Source organism: Streptomyces inhibens, from assembly GCF_003389455.1.
Classification (GTDB): domain Bacteria; phylum Actinomycetota; class Actinomycetes; order Streptomycetales; family Streptomycetaceae; genus Streptomyces; species Streptomyces inhibens.
In genome coordinates, this window is record NZ_QUAC01000061.1 from 1 (window position 1) to 18,736 (window position 18,736).

Consider the following 18,736-nt stretch of genomic DNA (forward strand, 5'->3'; position numbering starts at 1 on the left):
AACGCGTGCTGACCGACAACGGAGCCTGCCAAGTCCCACGCCTGGCGCGATGCCCTCGCGGCAGCCGGGATCACCCACAAACGAACCCGGCCCTACCGCCCCCAGACCAACGGCAAGGTCGAACGCCTCAACCGCACCCCGCTCGACGAATGGGCCTACGCCCGCCCCTACCACTCAGAGACCGAACGACGACAAGCGTTCCCGCAGTGGCTTCATACCTACAATCACCACCGCGGACACACCGCCCTGAAAGGCCAACCACCCGCCAGCCGCGTCCCCAACCTCACAGGGCAATACANGGCCAACCACCCGCCAGCCGCGTCCCCAACCTCACAGGGCAATACACCTAGACCCACTCGTAACGGTGCTCGGGGCGGCCGGTCTCGCCGTACTTGAGGGTGAGGCGCACCCGCCCGGTGCGTTCCAGGAGCTTGAGGTAGCGCTGGGCGGTCTGCCGGCTCAGCCCTGCCTGGAGGGCGACGTCCTGGGCGGACAGCGGGGCCTCCGCGGAGCGCAGCACCGAGCGCACCCGGTCGGCGGTGGCGGTGGAGTGCCCCTTGGGCAACTCGGCGGGGCCGGCGTTGGCGGCTCCCAACGCCCCGAAGATCCGGTCCACTTCGGACTGCTCCGCTTGCCCGCCACCCGCAAACGTACGGCGCAGCGCCGCGTAACCCTCCAACTTGGAGCGCAGACCCGCGAAGGTGAACGGCTTCACCAGGTACTGCAGCGCACCATGGCGCATGGCGGCCTGCACGGTGGCGATGTCCCGGGCCGCCGTCACCATGATCACGTCGGTGAGCAGACCGCGCCGCCGCAGATCGCCGACCAGTTGGAGCCCGGTTCTGTCAGGGAGGTAGTGGTCCAGAAGGATTAGGTCGACGGGGTGTGTTTCCAGGGCGGTAAGGGCCTGTGCGGCGGTGTGCGCGAGGCAACTGACCCGGAATCCCTCGACCTTGGCGACGTATGCCGCGTTGATCTGCGCGACCCGCACATCGTCGTCCACGACCAGTACGTCGATCATCGGCCGGCCTCCGTGGCGTCTTCGTGCTGGCGAGAGCCCTCGGCGGCTTCGGCTCGCCCGGTGGCGTGGCTGTCCGTGGTCGCCTTCTGGCGGGTTGCCGCACGTGGCCCGGGCAGCTCCTCGGACAGCGCGTCGGGGACCGTCACGGTGAACATCGCGCCGCCACCGGGGCGGTCGCCGACCTCGACGCTGCCTCCGTAGCGCTCGGCGAGACGCCGTACGAGCGCCAGGCCGATGCCGCGCTGCCCGTGGGCGGGCGGCTCCTTGGTCGTCCAGCCCTCGGTGAAGATCTCCGCGCGACGTGCCTCGGGCACGCCCGGCCCGTTGTCGCTCACGCGCACGACGGCGGTTCGGCCGTCGGCGCGGACCGCCACCTCCAGTTGCGCGTCGCGCTCACCCGACGTGGCGTCCAGGGCGTTGTCGACGAGGTTTCCCAGAACGGTGACCAGGCTGTGCGGGTCGACCAGACGGTCGGGCAGATGCGTATCGGGGGAGATGCTCAAGGAGACGCCGCGCTCGGTGGCGACGGTGGCCTTGCCCACCAGGAGGGCGGCCAGCAGTGGATCGTGGATGCGCTCGGTGACCTGTTCCGCGGTCGCTCGGTGCACGCCAACGGCCTGTGTCACAAAGTCCACGGCCTCCTCGTGCAGCCCCAGTTCGAGCAGGCCGAGGAGGGTGTGCAGCCGGTTGGCGTGCTCGTGGTCCTGGGCGCGGAGGGCATCGATGAGGCCGCGGGTGCCGTCCAATTCGCGGCCGAGCCGTTCCAGCTCGGTACGGTCGCGAAGGGTGACCACGGCACCGCCGTCGTCGGTCGGCATGCGGTTCGCCACCAGGACCCGGTGCCCGCTGACGGCCAGCAGGTCTGCTCCGGAAACCCGGCCGGCCAGCACGTCCGTCGTACGGCCGGACGGCAGGGCCGCATCCAAGGGGCGGCCGGTGTCCTCGGCGCGCAGATCGAGGAGGCGCTGCGCCTCGTCGTTCATGAGGCGGATGCGGCCGTTCTTGTCGAGCGCGAGGAAACCCTCACGGATGCCGTGCAACATCGCCTCGCGCTCGGCGAGCAGCGCGGAGATGTCGGAGAACGCCAGGTCGTGTGTACGGCGCTGTAGGCGACGGGAGACGAGATAGGCGGCGAGTGCGCCGACGGCGAGCGCCCCGCCCGCGTAGGCGAGCAGCTGGGGGACGGTGGAGAGCAGCCGTTCCTGGACGCTCTCGTACGCGATACCGACGGAGACGGCGCCCACGACCTTGCCGTTCTCGTCGCGCAGCGGGACCTTGCCGCGCGCGGAACGGCCGAGGGTGCCCTCGTCGATCTGCATGACCTCCCGGCCGGAGAGTGCGACGCTCGGGTCGGTCGAGACGTGGTGGCCGATCTCGTCGGGGTCGGTGTGGGACCAGCGCACTCCTCGCTTGTCCATGATCACTACGTACTCGGCACCGGTGGCGGCGCGAATGCGTTCCGCCTCGTTCTGGACCGGGCCGTGTCGTGTCGGGCGGGAGGACTCCAGTGCGTCGTCGAGCCGCGGCTGGGCGGCGGTGGTCTGCGCAATGGCGAGGGCGCGGCGCATCGCCTGATCGTCGAGCTGGGCGCTGAGAGGGGCGAGGAACAGGCCGGTGGCCAGCGCTGTCACACCGGTGGCGATGGCCAATTGCACCATCAGCACCTGGGAGAACACGCGCCGAGGCCAGCCCAGGCGCGGCAGGGGCACACGCAGTTTGGTGGCGGCCGGTCTGCGGTCGGCCGGAAACGGCGCGGAACCCGAGAGCCCTGCGGCGCTCGGGCGCGGAGCCGACGCTTCCTTTTCGCCCATACGAACGAACAGTAAGGGCGGCGCCCGTCGGGCGGGTAATCCCTCGGCGGACCGAATGCGGAGGGTGCCCGGGCGGCGACGCGCAGCGGGGTGCGAACGACGAGAGAGGGCCGCGAGGAGTTATCCACAGGCCTGTCGGTCGCGGATTGTGTGCGCTTAGCCTCGCATTGTGAAGCCGGACCTGCGCGGGCCGCCGGGGCCGATGACGTGCAGAGGGATGCGTGCGAGGGGCGCGCGGAGGGGAGCGGTTATGTGGGCGGCGGGGGATTGGCTATGGGGCGTGGCGCTCAGCGTCGCAGGTCGCAAGACAAGGCAAGCGACGTCCCGCCACGGACGGCCCGAAGAGCGGCAGTCCTCAAGAACGACTCATTGCTGTTGCTGCCCTCACCGGGGGCACGCCGCTGATCTCGGTCAGCACGCCGCTCATCTCGGTCAAGGAGACAACCGCCATTCGCGCCGGTGGACCGAGCGGCGCACCACAGCTAGCGGGCGCCGGAGCACCATCGGCCCGCTCTTCGACAGCCACCCGCCACGTGCGGCCGTCCGCGTGCGCGACGGTAACGGTCCAGGCGGGGGAGGTTCCCGCAGCCGTCCCGCTGACGGGCGCCAGGCTGTCGGTCGCCATCGGTTCGGGCCGCACCGTGTCGGTCCGTACGACGTCGAGTGCGTCCGCCCGGTCCTCTCCGATCAGCGCACGGACCGCGAGGTCGGCGGCCTGGGCCGGCCGGTCCCACGCCGAGCGGCCACGGCAGTGGTCCCTCGTGATCCGTCCGTCGCGCGCCGCCTCCACGGCGTCCTTGACCAAAGGGGCCGCGGCGCGCCCGTAGGCGTAGCCGTAGGGGAGGACGAAAAGGGTGGGGGAGAAGCGGTGCCCTCCGATGTGGGTGACCTCCCAGGCCTCGGTTCCGCCGGCGACGAGCTCGGCGGCCAGCGGACGGCCGAGGAGGGCGCAGCAGCGGTCCCGCTTACCGTTGGTGCACACGAGGACCAGAGGCTCACCGGTGTACGGCTCCCAGAGGTCGTCGTGCTCTCCTGCCCCGAGGGTGGAGAAGTTCAGGCCGAGGGCGGCTCGCGGGTCGGTGACGCTGGTCGTGCGGATCCAGGAGCGCCCCGGGGCGGTGTGCGCAAGGAACAGCCGGCGCCGGGAGACGCCGTGACAGTCGGCGTGGCGCCCAGGCCTACGGATGAGGGCGACGCGTACGCCCGTCCCCTCTGCCGCGGTTTCCAGAGCCCGGCCGACGTCAGGGTCGAGGTGACTGTCCGTCAGCGCCTTGGCTCCCCAGGGTCCTGTCTGCTCGATGAGCAGCCAGGTCCGGGCGGTGGCGGCGGTCCCGGCGAGAGGTTCGGCCGATTCACGGGAAGCGGTGGCGCAGGTACTCACAAAGGTGAGCCTAACCTCATTCGCCCGCAGTCGGACCGCGGGAGTCTCCCAGGAGAGCCCGTGGGCAACCCGCAGCCTTCCTGTCAGGGAAGCGGCTGTGGCGGGCGGGGGCCGTGGTACTGCCCACTGGGGCGCATGCGGAGTGGGCGTTCGCCGTACTCCTCCAGTGCGTGCGCGACCCAGCCGGCCGTCCGGGCAATGGCGAAAATTGTTTCGCCCGCCTCGGTCGGCATGCCTGTCGAAACCGTCAGCACAGCCAGCGCGAGGTCGACGTTGGCGTGCAGTTCCGTGTGTCTGGCCGTCGTGGTGATCACTTCGCGTGCGGCCTGCAGGGCGGGGTGTGCCCGCGGTACGTCCTGCAGGAGCCGGAAGAGGGTGCGGGCCCGCGGGTCCTCGCCCGGGTAGAGACGGTGGCCGAGGCCCGGCACCCGGCGACCTGCCCGCAGGTGGTCGGCGACGACGGCGGCTGCGCTGCCTCGTTCCAGCACCTCCAGCAGCATCCGGTGGGCGAGTCCGCTCGCCGCGCCGTGCAGCGTGCCGTCCAGCGCCCCGAAGCCGGCCGAGACGATCGCGTACGGATGGGCGCGAGCGGAGGCGGCGACCCGGACCGCGAGCGTGGAGGCGGCGAGGTCGTGGTCGATGAGCAGGACCAGTGCGGCATCCAGGACGCGCAATGACGCCGCGTCGGCCGGCTCGGACGTCAGTCGCGACCACAGGCGCGGCGCTAGCGAGTCCGCGGCGTGCTGCTCGGGGGATTGTGACGGCAAGGCGTCGACGAGGGTCGGGATGAGGCTGCGGGCGGTGTTGAGGACGGCGTCCTCGGACAGGTCGAAGCGCAGAGGGTCGGCGGCCGCCGCGGCGATCACGGCGACTCGAAGCCGGTCCATCGGACCGCTGTGTGCCGGCATTGCCTGTACGGCGCGGCGGGCAGCGGACAGCGCGTCGTGCGGTGCCGCGAAGTGGGTGCCGCGGTGCAGTTCACCGGTCCACAGCCATTCGGCGACTTCCTCGTAGCTGTAGTGGGCGGCGAGTTCCGATGTGTCGACGCCGCGGAAGTAGCAGTGGTCGCGGTCGATCAGTGTGATGCCGGTACGGACCGCCAACTCGCCGCCCGAGGCCGCGGGTTCGCGGCGGCCGCCGCGGCGGGCGAGTGCGTCGACCTCCTTGGCGTCGAAGGTGCTGCCCCGGCCGCCCGGCTCGCGGCGGCTGGTGAGCTGGCCGCGGCTGACGTATGCGTACACCGTCTCGGGCTTCACGCCCAGCCGGTCGGCCGCCTCCCGGGTGCTCAGCCGCTGCCCGCCCGTGTCCTGCGCCGTTTCCTGATCCGCCATGGGGCCACCGTATCCAGGCTCATCCATATTGATTCAATCAACATTGACAACTATTGAGTCAAGCATAGACAGTCGAATCAATATCCAGGGAGGAAGAACAAGGAGATCCGCCATGCCGATCGCTGAGGCGAACGCACCCTTCGACGCGCCCCGCGGACTCGCGGGCGTCATCGTCACCGAGACCCAACTCGGCGACGTCCGGGGCATCGAGGGCTTCTACCACTACCGCCAGTACTCCGCCGTCGAGCTGGCCGCGACCCGCAGTTTCGAGGACGTCTGGTACCTGATGTTTCACGGCGCGCTGCCGGACGCGACGCAGCTGGCGGCCTTCCGGGCCGAGACCGCCGCCCTGCGCCCGCTGCCCGCGGCCGTACGCGACGCCCTGCCCGCCATCGCCCACGCCGGCGCACTCTCCGGCCCCCTCGCCGGGCTGCGTACCGCGCTCTCCCTGCTCGGCGCGACGGCCGGCTTCCGGCCGCTGTACGACATCGAGGCCGACCGCCGCCGGGCCGACGCCCTCGCCGCCTGCGCCGCCGTACCGACCCTGCTCACCGCGCTCCACCGGCTCGGCCAGGGGCAGCAGCCCGTGGAGCCACGCGCGGATCTCAGCTACGCCGCCAACTACCTCTACATGCTCACCGGCGAGGAACCGGAGCCAGACCGGATCCGGGCGATCGAGGCGTATCTGATCTCCACCATTGACCACGGCTTCAACGCCTCGACCTTCACGGCCCGCGTCATCACCTCCACCGGCGCCGATCTCACCGCCTGCCTCGTCGGCGCCGTCGGTGCGCTCTCCGGGCCGCTGCACGGCGGCGCACCCAGCCGTGCGCTGGACACCCTCGACGCCATCGGCACACCGGACCGGATCGATGCCTGGATCCGCGACCGTGTCCTGCGCGGCGACCGGATCATGGGCTTCGGACACCCCGTCTACCGCACCGAGGACCCGCGCTCGCGGATGCTGCGCGGTATCGCCGAGGGCTTCGGTGGCCCGCTGGTGGAGTTCGCCGTCCAGGTGGAGGCCCGGGTCGAGGCGCTGCTGGCCGAGCTCAAGCCCGGCCGCGAGCTGCACACCAATGTGGAGTTCTACGCGGGCGTCGTCATGGAGCTGTGCGGACTGCCGCGCGAGATGTTCACGCCCACCTTCTGCGCGGCCCGCGTGGTCGGCTGGAGCGCCAACATCCTGGAGCAGGCCGAGGACTCGAAGATCATCCGCCCGGCGGCCCGGTACGTCGGCCCGCCCCCGCCGCAGCCGCTGCCTGCTGTCGCGGCCCGCTAGACGGGAGGCGTTGAGGCGGTGCGGGGCGACAGAGCCCGCACCGCCGGCGGTCCGTTACGATCGACAGCTCGTCCGCCGCCGGTCCGCGCGACCCGCCACCCGCACCATGGAGGCGCCCCCTTGGCTACGCCACAGATCCCGGTCGTCGTCCTCGCGGGCTTCCTCGGATCGGGCAAGACGACCCTCCTCAACCACCTGCTCAGCGCCGGCGACGGCACCCGTATCGGCGCGATCGTTAACGACTTCGGCGGTATCGAGATCGACGCCATGACCGTCGCGGGCCAGGTGGACTCGATGGTCTCGCTCGGCAACGGCTGCCTGTGCTGCGCCGTCGACACCAGCGAACTGGACATCTACCTGGAGCGGCTGGCCCGGCCCGCCGCCCGTATCGACGTGATCGTCATCGAGGCCAGCGGGCTGGCCGAGCCGCAGGAACTCATCCGGATGATCCTCGCCAGCGACAACGAGCGGATCGTCTACGGCGGGCTGATCGAGGTCGTGGACGGCGCCGAGTTCGATGACACGCGGGCCCGGCACCCCGAACTGGACCGGCATGTGAGCATCGCCGACATCGTGGTGCTCAACAAGGCCGACCGCATCGCCGACGCGGCACGGCAGGAACTCATGGACACCCTCGCGGACCTCGCCCCCGGCAGGCCGGTGATCTGCACGGCATACGGGCGGGTCGACCCGGAGCTGTTCTTCGACCGCGGACCGGGGGAGGACTACGACCCGGCCGTGCGCCAGCTGTCCTTCGAGGACCTGCTGCGCGAGGCCGCAGCGAACCGGGAGCCCGGCCGCGACATCGTCGACAGTCACCACGGCAGTACGCCCGGCACGTCCTGCGCCCAGGGCGAGCACGGCCCCGACTGCGACCACCCCGACCATGTCCACCACCACGCGGGCCACCTCCACGCCGCCTACCAGAGCGTGGAGTTCACCTCCCCCGAGCCGATGCACCCGCGCCGCCTCATGGACTTTCTCGACAGCCGCCCGGCCGGCCTTTACCGCATCAAGGGCTTCGTCCACTTCGACGTTCCGGAGAACCGCCAGAAGTTCACGCTGCACGCCGTCGGCGACTTCCTGCGCTTCTACCCCGCGCCGTGGCCGAAGGGCGAGGAGCGGAGCACCCAACTCGTCATGATCGGCAGTGGCATCGACGCACCGGCGCTGCGCAAGGAGCTGGAGAACTGCCGGGAGACCGCACCGTCGGATGCCGATGTGAACAGCATGTGGGGCGTGCTGCGGTACGTGGCCGCGCGCGAGGACGACGAGTGACGCCGTCGGGCCGGTTCTTCACCGGCCCGACGGCGTCGGCCCTCTCCACAACAGCGACTACCGGTTACACCGGCCCCGCCAGCGACGCCACGGGCTTCGCCAGCGGCACACCCGAGCCGTCCCGCCGCGGATCCGTCTCCGGCAGCTCGACCGGGGAGCCCTTGGCATCCGCGGCCCGGACCGGCGCCGGCCCGGCCCACGCCTGGGTCAGGCAGTCCTCGCCCTTCAGGAACCGCTGGCAGCGCACTCCGCCGGTCGCCCGGCCCTTGCGCGGATACTGATCGAACGGGGTGATCTTGGCCGTCGCCACCGAGTCGTCCAGCGTGCCGTGCGAGCCGGCGACCGTGAACACCATGGCGTCGGCGGCCGGATCGACCGCCGCGAACGAGATCACCTTCGCGCCCTCGCCCAGCTTGATGCCCGCCATACCGCCCGCGGGCCGGCCCTGCGGCCGCACCTGCGACGCCGGGAAGCGCAGCAGTTGCGCCTCGTTGGTGATGAAGACCAGGTCCTCCTCACCGGTGCGCAGCTCGGTCGCGCCCACGATGCGGTCACCGTCCTTGAGGGTGATGACCTCCAACTCCTCCTTGTTGGCGGGGTAGTCGGGCACCACCCGCTTGACGACGCCCTGCTCCGTGCCGAGCGCCAGGCCCGGCGAGGACTCGTCCAGCGTCATCAGACAGATCACTTCCTCGCCGTCCTGCAGCGTCAGGAACTCGGACAGCTGCGCCCCACCGGAGAGATTGGGCGCCGCCGCCGTCTCCGGGAGCTGCGGCAGATCGATCACCGGGATCCGCAGCAGCCGGCCGGTGGACGTCACCGCGCCCACCTCGCCACGGGTCGTCGCCGGCACCGCCGAGATGATCACGTCGTGCTTGACGCGCTTGGCCTCGGCGTCGAAGGGCACCTCGCCGGTGACCGTACGCGCCAGCAGGCCCGTCGAGGACAGCAGCACCCGGCACGGGTCGTCGGAGACCTCCAGCGGCACCGCGCCGACCGTGGTGCCGGCCGACTCCAGCAGGACCGTCCGCCGGTCCGTGCCGTACTTCTTCGCGACCGCGGCCAGCTCGTTGGAGACCAGCTTGCGCAGCTCCGCGTCCGAATCGAGGATCTGCGTCAGCTTCTCGATCTCGTCCTGCAGCCGGTCACGCTCCGACTCCAGCTCGATACGGTCGAACTTGGTCAGCCGGCGCAGCGGGGTGTCGAGGATGTACTGCGTCTGGATGTCGCTGAGCGAGAAGCGCTCGATCAGCCGCTCCTTGGCCTGTGCGCTGTTCTCGCTGGAGCGGATGAGGCGGATGACCTCGTCGATGTCCACCAGGGCCGTCAGCAGGCCCTCGACCAGGTGGAGGCGGTCGCGCCGCTTGGTCCGCCGGAACTCGCTGCGCCGGCGCACCACCTCGAAGCGGTGGTCGACGTAGACCTCCAGCAGCTCCTTGAGGCCCAGCGTCAGCGGCTGGCCGTCCACCAGCGCGACGTTGTTGATGCCGAAGGACTCCTCCATCGGCGTGAGCTTGTAGAGCTGCTCCAGGACGGCCTCGGGGTTGAAGCCGTTCTTGACCTCGATCACCAGCCGTAGGCCGTGCTCACGGTCGGTGAGGTCCTTGACGTCCGCGATGCCCTGCAGCTTCTTCGAGCCGACCAGGTCCTTGATCTTGGAGATGACCTTCTCGGGGCCGACTGCGAAGGGGAGTTCGGTGACGATCAGGCCCTTGCGGCGGGCGGTGACACTCTCCACCGTGACCGTCGCGCGGATCTTGAACGTGCCGCGGCCCTTCTCGTACGCGTCCCGTACGCCGCCGAGGCCCACGATCCGGCCACCCGTCGGCAGGTCGGGACCCGGCACGAAGCGCATCAGGGTGTCGAGATCGGCGTTCGGATGCTTGATCAGGTGGCGGGCCGCGGCGATGACCTCGCCCAGGTTGTGCGGCGGCATGTTCGTCGCCATACCGACGGCGATGCCGGAGGTGCCGTTGACGAGGAGGTTCGGGTACGCGGCGGGGAGGGCGACCGGCTCCTGCTCCTGGCCGTCGTAGTTCGGCGAGAAGTCGACGGTGTCCTCGTCGATGGACTCCGTCATCAGGGACGTCGCGGACGCCATCCGGCACTCGGTGTACCGCATCGCGGCGGGCGGGTCGTCGTTGCCCAGCGAGCCGAAGTTGCCGTGGCCGTCCACCAGCGGGACCCGCATGGAGAACGGCTGCGCCATGCGCACCAGGGCGTCGTAGATCGACGCGTCGCCGTGCGGATGGAGCTTACCCATCACCTCGCCGACGACCCGGGCGCACTTGACGTAGCCGCGGTCGGGCCGCAGGCCCATCTCGTTCATTTGGTACAGGATGCGGCGGTGCACCGGCTTGAGACCGTCGCGGGCGTCCGGCAGGGCGCGCGAGTAGATGACCGAATACGCGTACTCGAGGAAGGAACCCTGCATCTCGTCGACGACGTCGATGTCGAGGATCCTCTCCTCGAAGTCGTCCGGCGGTGGGGTCTTCGTGCTGCGGCGGGCCATCGCGGCTGCGGCTCCTTCTGCTGCGTCTACTGCCGAGGTCGGGGAGGCGACGTCGGGACAACGTCGGTCAATCGGTCGGGTCAACCAGCTGTGGGATCAACCCGCGAGTATCTCTGAGTCTGACGCGGACCATTGTGGACCGCCCCACTGACAACGCCGACCGCGACTCCCCCTTCGGCGACTCCGGGCGCCGAGCGCGGGGCACGTTCGGGGCCGGTGGCACGGGAACTTCGCCAGATGCCGACGCGCTTGCATACAGTGACAGAACTTCCTCGCAAGCGGATCGAAGGGACGTACATGCCCATGGGTCACACGGCCACAGAACAAGCCGGCTCCGGCGGCCTGACAGCAACCGAGCACCGGCTGGCCAACGGCCTGCGCGTGGTGCTCTCCGAAGACCACCTGACACCGGTCGCAGCGGTCTGCCTGTGGTACGACGTCGGTTCCCGCCACGAGGTCAAGGGCCGTACGGGCCTGGCTCACCTCTTCGAGCACCTGATGTTCCAGGGCTCCGCGCAGGTGAAGGGCAACGGCCACTTCGAGCTGGTGCAGGGCGCCGGCGGCTCGCTCAACGGCACCACGAGCTTCGAGCGCACCAACTATTTCGAGACCATGCCCGCCCATGAGCTGGAGCTCGCGCTCTGGCTGGAGGCGGACCGGATGGGCTCGCTGCTGACCGCGCTCGACGACGAATCCATGGAGAACCAGCGCGACGTCGTCAAGAACGAGCGCCGCCAGCGCTACGACAACGTCCCCTACGGCACGGCCTTCGAGAAGCTGACGGCCATGGCGTACCCGGAGGGCCACCCGTACCACCACACGCCCATCGGGTCGATGGCCGACCTGGACGCGGCGTCCCTGGAGGACGCGCGGGCGTTCTTCCGCACGTACTACGCGCCCAACAACGCCGTCCTGTCGATCGTCGGCGACATCGACTCCGCGCAGACGCTGGCCTGGGTGGAGAAGTACTTCGGCTCGATCCCCTCGCACGACGGCAAGCAGCCGCCGCGGGACGGCACGCTGCCCGACAACATCGGCGGCGAGCTGCGCGAGGTCGTCGAGGAGGACGTGCCCTCGCGTGCCCTGATGGCGGCCTACCGCCTGCCGCACGACGGCACCCGTGAGGCGGACGCCGCGGACCTCGCGCTGACCGTCCTGGGCGGCGGCGAGTCCTCCCGTCTGTACAACCGGCTGGTGCGGCGCGACCGCAGCGCCGTGGCCGCCGGCTTCGGTCTGCTGCGGCTGGCCGGCGCGCCCTCGCTGGGCTGGCTGGACGTGAAGACGTCCGGTGGGGTGGAGGTCCCCGACATCGAGCGCGCGGTCGACGAGGAGCTGGCCCGCTTCGCCGCCGAGGGGCCGACCCCGGAGGAGATGGAGCGGGCGCAGGCCCAGTTGGAGCGCGAATGGCTGGACCGTCTGGCGACGGTCAGCGGCCGCGCCGACGAACTGTGCCGCTTCGCCGTCCTGTTCGGCGACCCGCAGCTCGCGCTGACCGCCGTCCAGCGGGTCCTGGACGTCACCTCCGAGGAGGTGCAGGCGGTCGCCAAGGCCCGGCTGCGCCCCGACAACCGCGCGGTGCTCGTCTACGAGCCCACCGAGCCGACCGACGCCGCCGACACCGAGGAAGGGGAGGCGGACCAGTGAGCGACGCCACCACCCACGCGGGTTCCCCCGCGAGCACCATGGACTTCCACCCGCAGCCCCAGGGCGGCGCGCCCAAGCCGTGGGCCTTCCCGGCTCCCGAGCGCAGCCAACTGCCCAACGGGCTCACCCTGCTGACCAGCCACCGCCCCGGCCAGCAGGTCGTCGCCGTCGAGATCAATCTCGTCGCCCCTCTGGACGCCGAGCCCGAGGGCCTGGACGGCGTCGCCACGATCATGGCGCGCGCCCTGTCCGAGGGCACCGACAAGCACGACGCGGAGGAGTTCGCCGCCGAGCTGGAACGCTGCGGCGCCACCCTGGACGCACACGCCGACCACCCTGGCGTACGGGTCTCCCTGGAGGTGCCGGCCTCCCGGCTGCACCGCGCGCTCGGCCTGCTCGGCGACGCGCTGCGCGCCCCCGCGTTCCCGGACAGCGAGGTCGAGCGGCTGGTGCGCAACCGCCTCGACGAGATCCCGCACGAGCTCGCCAACCCGGCCCGGCGCGCGGCGATGGCGCTGTCCAAGGAGCTGTTTCCGGCCACCTCCCGCATGTCGCGGCCCCGTCAGGGCACCGAGGAGACCGTCGCCCGCGTCGACGCCGCGGCCGTCCGCGCCTTCTACGACGCCCATGTACGGCCCGCCACGGCCACCGCGGTCATCGTCGGTGACTTCACCGGCATCGACCTGGGCGCGGCGCTCTCCGACACCCTCGGCGCCTGGAGCGGCTCCACCGCCGAGCCGCTGAAGGCCTCGCCGATCATCGCCGACGACACCGGCCGTGTGGTGATCGTGGACCGCCCCGGCGCCGTCCAGACGCAGCTGCTCATCGGCCGTATCGGCGCCGACCGGCACGACCGGGTGTGGCCCGCGCAGGTCCTCGGCACGTACTGCCTGGGCGGCACCCTCACCTCGCGGCTGGACCGCGTGCTGCGTGAGGAGAAGGGCTACACCTACGGGGTGCGCGCCTTCGGCCAGGTGCTGCGCTCCACCGCCCCCACGTCTCCCGAGGGAGCCACCGGCGCCTCGCTGCTCGCCATCAGCGGCTCGGTGGACACCGCCTCCACCGTCCCGGCGCTGGAGGACCTGTGGCAGGTGCTGCGGACCCTCGCGGCAGGGGGGCTGACGGACGAGGAGCGGGATGTCGCCGTGCAGAACCTCGTCGGGGTCGCGCCGCTCAAGTACGAGACCGCGGCGGCCGTCGCGGGCACCCTCGCCGACCAGGTGGAGCAGCAGCTCCCGGACGACTTCCAGGCGCAGTTGTACGTCCGTCTCGCGGAGACCGGCACGGTCGAGGCGACCGCGGCGGCGGTCAACGCCTTCCCGGTGGACCGGCTGGTCACGGTCCTGGTGGGTGACGCGGCGCAGATCGCCGAGCCCGTCAAGGCGCTGGGCATCGGTGAGGTGACGGTCGTCAGCGGCTAGCCCGCCGTGTGACGGGTGGTCACATATCGACAAAGCGGCTCCCGTGGTGCTCGTTCACCACGGGAGCCGCTGTATGTCCGGTTTATCACGGCTGGTTGCACGGATTCTTGTGGCATCCCGCACAAAAAAGCGGTTCTGTTTGCTGATTGAAAGTTGCCCCGATTAGCGTCGGTCCGGCTGTTCGTCACAAGTCCGCCACAACAGTGGCACCGAACAGTCATCGCCGAGTCCCCGTACGGCGCGAGCCAGGGGAGCCGGGGACCCACATGTCCCCTGGGGTGAATCGGACTCCTCTTCGGAGGAGCCCGTAGGAGACCTTCCTGCTCCGAACCCGTCAGCTAACCCGGTAGGCGAGAAGGAAGGAAAGGACAAGCCAGCACATGGCGTTCACCCGTGCCACCGGGAAGCATCGTCGTACGAGCCGCACCGCTCGGACGACCCGCAAGATCGCCGGCATAGCCACCCTCGCGGCCGGCGGCGTTGTCGCCTCCGTGGCCTCGCCGGCGCTGGCCGCCACGGACGAGGCGCGCACCCACGACACCGGTCTGCAGCAGGCCGTCGTGCTGGGTGACGAGCTCGCCAACAGCATCGAGGCCCAGGCCGACGCGCAGCAGGCCGCCGCCGAGGCCGCCGCCGCCAAGGCGAAGGCCGAGGCCGTCGCCAAGAAGCAGGCCGAGGAGGCCGAGCGGCGCGCCGAGGAGGCCCGGAAGAAGGCCAAGGCCGCCCACGAGGCCAAGGTCCGCGCCGCCCGCGACGCGGAGCGCAAGCGCCTCAACGCCTTCGTCGCCCCCATCGCCGACTCCTACGTCTCCACCGCGTACAAGGCCTCCAGCGGCCTGTGGTCCTCGGGCAGCCACACCGGCATCGACTTCCACGCCGCCTCCGGCACCCCCGTCCACGCCGTGGGCGCGGGCACCGTCGTCGAGGCCGGCTGGGGCGGCGCGTACGGCAACAACATCGTGATCAAGATGCACGACGGTACGTACACCCAGTACGGCCACCTGTCGTCGCTCGGCGTCTCGGTCGGCCAGACCGTCGCCCCGGGCGAGCAGATCGGCCTCTCCGGCGCCACCGGCAACGTCACCGGCCCGCACCTGCACTTCGAGGCCCGCACCGGCCCCGACTACGGCTCGGACATCGACCCGATCGCGTATCTGCGCTCCCACGGCGTCAACGTCTGAGGTACCGCCTCGCCGAGGCCTGAGGCGCCGCCTCGTCACTGCCTGAGGCGCCGCCTCGTCGGCGTACGGCCTTGTCCGGCGCCCCGCGTCGCACCGTCTTCCGAAGCCCCGGTCCCCCAGCCGGGGCTTCGGTATATCCGGCGAGCGGTCCATGCACGCCGGATACGCCGGTGGCGGCCTGCGACTGGCCAAAAAATAACCATGAATAACGGGAGTCCGCCGGGAAAGCCGTCCCGGTCGAATAGAGTCACGGAAAAGTCGCCGACCGGCGGCGTTTCCAGGGGATTACGGCGGAGGCACGGACGATGCGAGGCCATATTTCCGCGCATGCGGTGTGCACGGCGATTCGCGAGGACATTGTCTCCGGTGCGCTGGCGCCGGGGAGCAGGCTGATCGAGGAGATCCTGGCGGCCCGCTACGGCGTCTCCAGAGTGCCGGTCCGTGAAGCGCTGCGCACCCTGCAGTCCGAGGGGTTCGTGACCACCCGCCACCACGCGGGCGCCTGTGTCGCCGAGCCCACCGAGCAGGAGGCCGCCGATCTCCTGGACGTCCGCGGCCTGTTGGAGCCGCTGGGCGCCGCCCGCGCGGCCGCCCGTCGCAGCCCGGCCCATCTCAAGGTGCTGCGCGGCCTGGTCCGGCTCGGCCGAGAGCGGGCGCGCCACGGCAACCCCGCGGACCTGCGCCAACTGGACGGCTGGTTCCACGAAACGCTCGCCCAGGCGGCAGGCAGCCCCAGTCTGACGGCGCTGCTGACCCAACTGCGGCGTAAGATCGAGTGGATGTACGTCGTCGAACTGCCGGCCCGGGTGGGCGAGTCGTGGGACGAACACGGCGCGGTGCTGGACGCGGTGGCCCGGGGTGATGCGGAACGGGCCCGCGCCCTGATGGCGGCTCATATCGAGCGCTCCCTCCCGGTGTACCGGCTGCGGCGCAGCGCCACGGCCGAGGTGAGGGATCCGAAACGGTCCGTCAACACGGCACGCGTCCGCCCTTAACAATCACCCCGTATACAAAGAGGCGCGGAATGGGCTTCGGCAGGGCGGGGGTCGACGGGGGTGGCATCCCCTATTCGGCGTTCTGCTTTATTTCGCCCAGGGTGCTTAATGCGTGCGCGCGCTTTTTTCTGGCACCCCTTGGATATCGGACACTCGGAAATTTGGCGCGCGCCCCTGAGACAATGCCCGAAGGGTGTAGGCAATACCCGCCCCCGCGCATCCGGCGACCATTCACACATCGACCGGGCAAACCGCCACCCGAATTTTTCAGACACAACGAAACGGCCCCGTCGCGGCAACCGTGTCCCGGTCACCGCGGCGGGGCCGCCGCGTACAGCAGAGGTCCTGGCGGACTCAGACGGTCTCCGGGAGCTCCTCGAGGCCTTCGGCGACGAGCTTCGCCAGGCGGTCGAGCGCGATCTCGGCGCCCTCGGCGTCGGAGGCCAGCACGATCTCCTCGCCACCCTGGGCGCCCAGGCCCAGCACCGCGAGCATGGAGGCCGCGTTGACGGGGTTGCCATCAGCCTTGGCGATCGTCATCGGCACGCCGGAGGCGGTGGCCGCACGGACGAAGATCGACGCGGGGCGGGCGTGCAGGCCCTCGGTCCAACCGACATTGACGCGGCGCTCAGCCATGGTGTTGCCCTTCAAAGTCGTGACTGTTGTCTAGACCAGTCTCTCACGATGCCGGGAGTGCTCCGGCGGCCCATTTGTCCTGGCCTTGCGGCCTTTGGTCCCGAGGGAGGCCGGGCGGGCCAGGTCGGTGCCGTAATGGTTCCCACGGCGTCCCCGGCCTGCCCCGCATCACGAGCGTACGCGCGCGGGTCGGTTGTCAGTGCCCGGTCGTACGCTGTCCGCATGCAGAAGCCGCCGGACCACGCATACCCGACCCACTGGGAAGCTGACGTGGTGCTGCGCGACGGCGGTACGGCGCGGATCCGCCCCATCACCCCGGACGACGCCCAGCGGCTGGTCTCCTTCTACGAGCAGGTCTCGGACGAGTCGAAGTACTACCGCTTCTTCGCGCCGTATCCGCGCCTGTCCGACCGTGATGTGCACCGTTTCACCCATCACGACTACGTCGACCGGGTCGGGCTCGCCGCCACCGTAGGCGGCGAGTTCATCGCCACCGTCCGCTACGACCGGATCAACGACCAGGGGCTGCCCGCCAAGGACCCCGAGGACGACCAGGCCGAGGTCGCCTTCCTCGTCCAGGACGCCCATCAGGGGCGCGGCGTCGCCTCCGCCCTCCTGGAGCACATCGCGGCCGTCGCCCGCGAGCGCGGTATCCGCCGGTTCGCCGCCGAGGTGCTGCCCGCGAACTCCAAGATGATCAAGGTGTTCACGGACGCCGGCTACACCCAGAAGCGCACCTTCGAAGACGGCGTGGTCCGGCTCGAGTTCGACCTGGAGCCGACCGAGCAGTCCATGGCCGTGATGCGCGGCCGCGAGCAGCGCGCCGAGGCCCGCTCCGTACAGCGGCTGCTCGCCCCCGGCTCGGTCGCCGTCATCGGCACCGGCCGCGCCCCCGGCGGCGTCGGCCGCACCGCGCTGCGCAACCTCCTCGACTCCGGCTTCACGGGCCGTGTGCACGCCGTCAACCACGCCTTCCCCGACGGCATGCAGCGGCTCGACCCCGAGGGTGTGCCGGCCGTCCGCGCCCTGCGGGAGATCCCCGAGCCGGTCGACCTGGCGGTCATCGCCGTCCCCGCGGACAGCGTCCCCGACGTGGTCCGCGACTGCGGCGAACACGGCGTCCAGGGCCTGCTGATCCTGTCCTCCGGTTACGCCGAGGCCGGCCCGGAGGGGCGTGAGCGGCAGCGCGCCGTGCTCCGCCAGGCCCGCTCGTACGGCATGCGCCTCATCGGGCCCAACGCCTTCGGCCTGATCAACACCGCCCCCGACGTCCGGCTGAACGCCTCGCTCGCCCCGCAGATGCCCGGCGCCGGCCACATCGGCCTGTTCACCCAGTCCGGTGCCATCGGCATCGCCCTGCTCAGCGGGCTGCATGCGCGCGGCCCCGGTGACGGCGGCATCGCCGGTATCTCCGCCTTCGTCTCGGCCGGCAACCGCGCCGATGTCTCCGGCAACGACCTGCTCCAGTACTGGTACGACGACCCCGACACCGACGTCGTGATCCTCTACCTGGAGTCCATCGGCAACCCGCGCAAGTTCGCCCGGCTCGCCCGCCGTACCGCCGCCGTCAAACCGGTCGTGGTCGCCAAGGGAGCCCGGCACAACGGCACCGCCCCGCCCGGCCACGCCGTGCCCACGGTCCGGGTCCCGGACAGCACCGTCGCCGCTCTGATGCGCCAGGCCGGCGTGATCCGCGTCGACACGGTCACCGAGCTGATCGACGCCGGTCTGCTGCTGGCCTCCCAGCCGCTGCCGGCCGGCTCGCGCGTCGCCATCCTCGGCAACTCCGAGTCGCTGGCCCTGCTGGCGTACGACGCCTGCCTGACCGAAGGGCTGCGCCCGCAGCGCCCCCATGCGCTGCCCTCCGCGGCGGCGCCCGACGATTTCCGTGCCGCGCTCGCCGAGACGCTGTCCGGCGACGGCTGCGATGCCGTGGTCGTCACGGCCATCCCCTGGGTGGGGGAGGGGGACACCGCCTCCCCCGGTGCCGGCGAGGGCGCCGCGCTCGCCGCCGCTCTGCGTACCGCGGCCGAGGCCCACCCGGAGAAGCCGGTCACGGTCGTCCACCTGGCGATGGACGATCTGGCCAAGACACTCGCGGCACCGGCACCGGCACCCTCGTCCGGCCCCCGGTCCGCCGCCCGCCCCGACGCCTCTGCCCGCCCCGAGGGCCCGGCCCAGGCGCCCCCGCCGCATTCCCCGAACCCGGCCACTCACCCCCGCCCCGTGGTGCCCCCGGGCCC

The 18,736-nt window shown here is 71.1% G+C and carries 13 protein-coding genes, 1 pseudogene and 1 riboswitch; of the genes and pseudogenes, 8 read left to right on the plus strand and 6 right to left on the minus strand.

Annotated features, from left to right (window positions below; translation table 11 throughout):
• A pseudogene (locus DY245_RS08720) lies at positions 1 to 298 on the plus strand (integrase core domain-containing protein); the annotation flags it as partial.
• Between the two features lie 48 nt (positions 299 to 346).
• Here the strand turns inward: DY245_RS08720 and DY245_RS08725 are convergent.
• From DY245_RS08725 to DY245_RS08740, 4 genes are all read right to left on the minus strand, one after another.
• Positions 347 to 1,021: a DUF7342 family protein gene (locus DY245_RS08725; RefSeq protein WP_128505275.1), complete on the minus strand. Its 675-nt coding sequence runs from the start codon at positions 1,019 to 1,021 to the stop codon at positions 347 to 349.
• Entirely contained in the window at positions 1,018 to 2,679 is a 1,662-nt protein-coding gene (locus tag DY245_RS08730; RefSeq protein ID WP_244942924.1) for an ATP-binding protein, read from the minus strand. The genes DY245_RS08725 and DY245_RS08730 overlap by 4 nt, the downstream gene beginning before the upstream one ends.
• Positions 2,680 to 3,187: 508 nt before the next feature.
• Positions 3,188 to 4,213: a ferredoxin family protein gene (locus DY245_RS08735; RefSeq protein WP_128505279.1), complete on the minus strand. Its 1,026-nt coding sequence runs from the start codon at positions 4,211 to 4,213 to the stop codon at positions 3,188 to 3,190.
• A gap of 83 nt (positions 4,214 to 4,296) precedes the next feature.
• Positions 4,297 to 5,544 (minus strand): citrate synthase, encoded by a 1,248-nt coding sequence (locus DY245_RS08740; protein WP_128505281.1) that lies wholly within the window; start codon positions 5,542 to 5,544, stop codon positions 4,297 to 4,299.
• Positions 5,545 to 5,656: 112 nt separating this feature from the next.
• On the opposite strand from DY245_RS08740, the gene DY245_RS08745 reads away from it, so the two are divergent.
• Both DY245_RS08745 and DY245_RS08750 read left to right on the plus strand, forming a co-directional pair.
• Positions 5,657 to 6,826, plus strand: coding sequence for a citrate synthase/methylcitrate synthase (locus DY245_RS08745; protein ID WP_128505283.1), 1,170 nt, complete (start codon positions 5,657 to 5,659; stop codon positions 6,824 to 6,826).
• A 120-nt stretch (positions 6,827 to 6,946) separates the two neighbouring features.
• The gene (locus DY245_RS08750; RefSeq protein WP_128505285.1) at positions 6,947 to 8,104 is read left to right on the plus strand and encodes a CobW family GTP-binding protein; all 1,158 of its coding nucleotides are present in this window, start codon (positions 6,947 to 6,949) and stop codon (positions 8,102 to 8,104) included.
• 64 nt (positions 8,105 to 8,168) lie between these two features.
• On the opposite strand, the gene DY245_RS08755 is transcribed toward DY245_RS08750, so the two are convergent.
• Positions 8,169 to 10,616 carry a DNA gyrase/topoisomerase IV subunit A gene (locus tag DY245_RS08755; RefSeq protein ID WP_128505287.1) on the minus strand — a complete coding sequence of 816 codons (2,448 nt, stop codon included), beginning with the start codon at positions 10,614 to 10,616 and terminating at the stop codon, positions 8,169 to 8,171.
• Between the two features lie 303 nt (positions 10,617 to 10,919).
• Here DY245_RS08755 and DY245_RS08760 point away from each other — a divergent pair, with 303 nt between their 5' ends.
• The 4 genes from DY245_RS08760 to DY245_RS08775 all read left to right on the plus strand — a co-directional run bounded on the left by DY245_RS08760 (position 10,920) and on the right by DY245_RS08775 (position 15,857).
• Complete coding sequence (locus tag DY245_RS08760; protein WP_128505297.1) at positions 10,920 to 12,260, plus strand: M16 family metallopeptidase; 1,341 nt, start codon at positions 10,920 to 10,922, stop codon at positions 12,258 to 12,260.
• 38 nt (positions 12,261 to 12,298) lie between these two features.
• A complete protein-coding gene (locus DY245_RS08765; protein WP_128505299.1) occupies positions 12,299 to 13,681 on the plus strand; it encodes a M16 family metallopeptidase in 1,383 nt (460 codons plus the stop codon).
• 211 nt (positions 13,682 to 13,892) lie between these two features.
• Positions 13,893 to 14,049: riboswitch (cyclic di-AMP (ydaO/yuaA leader) on the plus strand.
• Positions 14,050 to 14,061: 12 nt separating this feature from the next.
• On the plus strand, positions 14,062 to 14,862 hold the full coding sequence (locus DY245_RS08770; protein ID WP_128505290.1) for a M23 family metallopeptidase: 801 nt from the start codon (positions 14,062 to 14,064) through the stop codon (positions 14,860 to 14,862).
• Positions 14,863 to 15,167: 305 nt separating this feature from the next.
• Complete coding sequence (locus DY245_RS08775; RefSeq protein WP_128505292.1) at positions 15,168 to 15,857, plus strand: GntR family transcriptional regulator; 690 nt, start codon at positions 15,168 to 15,170, stop codon at positions 15,855 to 15,857.
• A 354-nt stretch (positions 15,858 to 16,211) separates the two neighbouring features.
• On the opposite strand, the gene DY245_RS08780 is transcribed toward DY245_RS08775, so the two are convergent.
• Positions 16,212 to 16,493, minus strand: a complete 282-nt coding sequence (locus DY245_RS08780; RefSeq protein WP_128505294.1) for an HPr family phosphocarrier protein — start codon at positions 16,491 to 16,493, stop codon at positions 16,212 to 16,214.
• 222 nt (positions 16,494 to 16,715) lie between these two features.
• Here DY245_RS08780 and DY245_RS08785 point away from each other — a divergent pair.
• Positions 16,716 to 18,736, plus strand: a 2,021-nt coding sequence (locus DY245_RS08785) for a GNAT family N-acetyltransferase (protein WP_244942923.1), incomplete at its 3' end; no start/stop codon positions are given.

Excerpts from the sequence above, each read along its gene's own strand:
- DY245_RS08725 (WP_128505275.1), bottom strand. The coding sequence starts at position 1,021 with ATGATCGACGTACTGGTCGTGGACGACGATGTGCGGGTCGCGCAGATC.
- DY245_RS08730 (WP_244942924.1), bottom strand. The coding sequence starts at position 2,679 with ATGGTGCAATTGGCCATCGCCACCGGTGTGACAGCGCTGGCCACCGGC.
- DY245_RS08740 (WP_128505281.1), bottom strand. The coding sequence starts at position 5,544 with ATGGCGGATCAGGAAACGGCGCAGGACACGGGCGGGCAGCGGCTGAGC.
- DY245_RS08745 (WP_128505283.1), top strand. The coding sequence starts at position 5,657 with ATGCCGATCGCTGAGGCGAACGCACCCTTCGACGCGCCCCGCGGACTC.
- DY245_RS08755 (WP_128505287.1), bottom strand. The coding sequence starts at position 10,616 with ATGGCCCGCCGCAGCACGAAGACCCCACCGCCGGACGACTTCGAGGAG.
- DY245_RS08760 (WP_128505297.1), top strand. The coding sequence starts at position 10,920 with ATGGGTCACACGGCCACAGAACAAGCCGGCTCCGGCGGCCTGACAGCA.
- DY245_RS08765 (WP_128505299.1), top strand. The coding sequence starts at position 12,299 with ATGGACTTCCACCCGCAGCCCCAGGGCGGCGCGCCCAAGCCGTGGGCC.
- DY245_RS08770 (WP_128505290.1), top strand. The coding sequence starts at position 14,062 with ATGGCGTTCACCCGTGCCACCGGGAAGCATCGTCGTACGAGCCGCACC.
- DY245_RS08775 (WP_128505292.1), top strand. The coding sequence starts at position 15,168 with ATGCGAGGCCATATTTCCGCGCATGCGGTGTGCACGGCGATTCGCGAG.
- DY245_RS08780 (WP_128505294.1), bottom strand. The coding sequence starts at position 16,493 with ATGGCTGAGCGCCGCGTCAATGTCGGTTGGACCGAGGGCCTGCACGCC.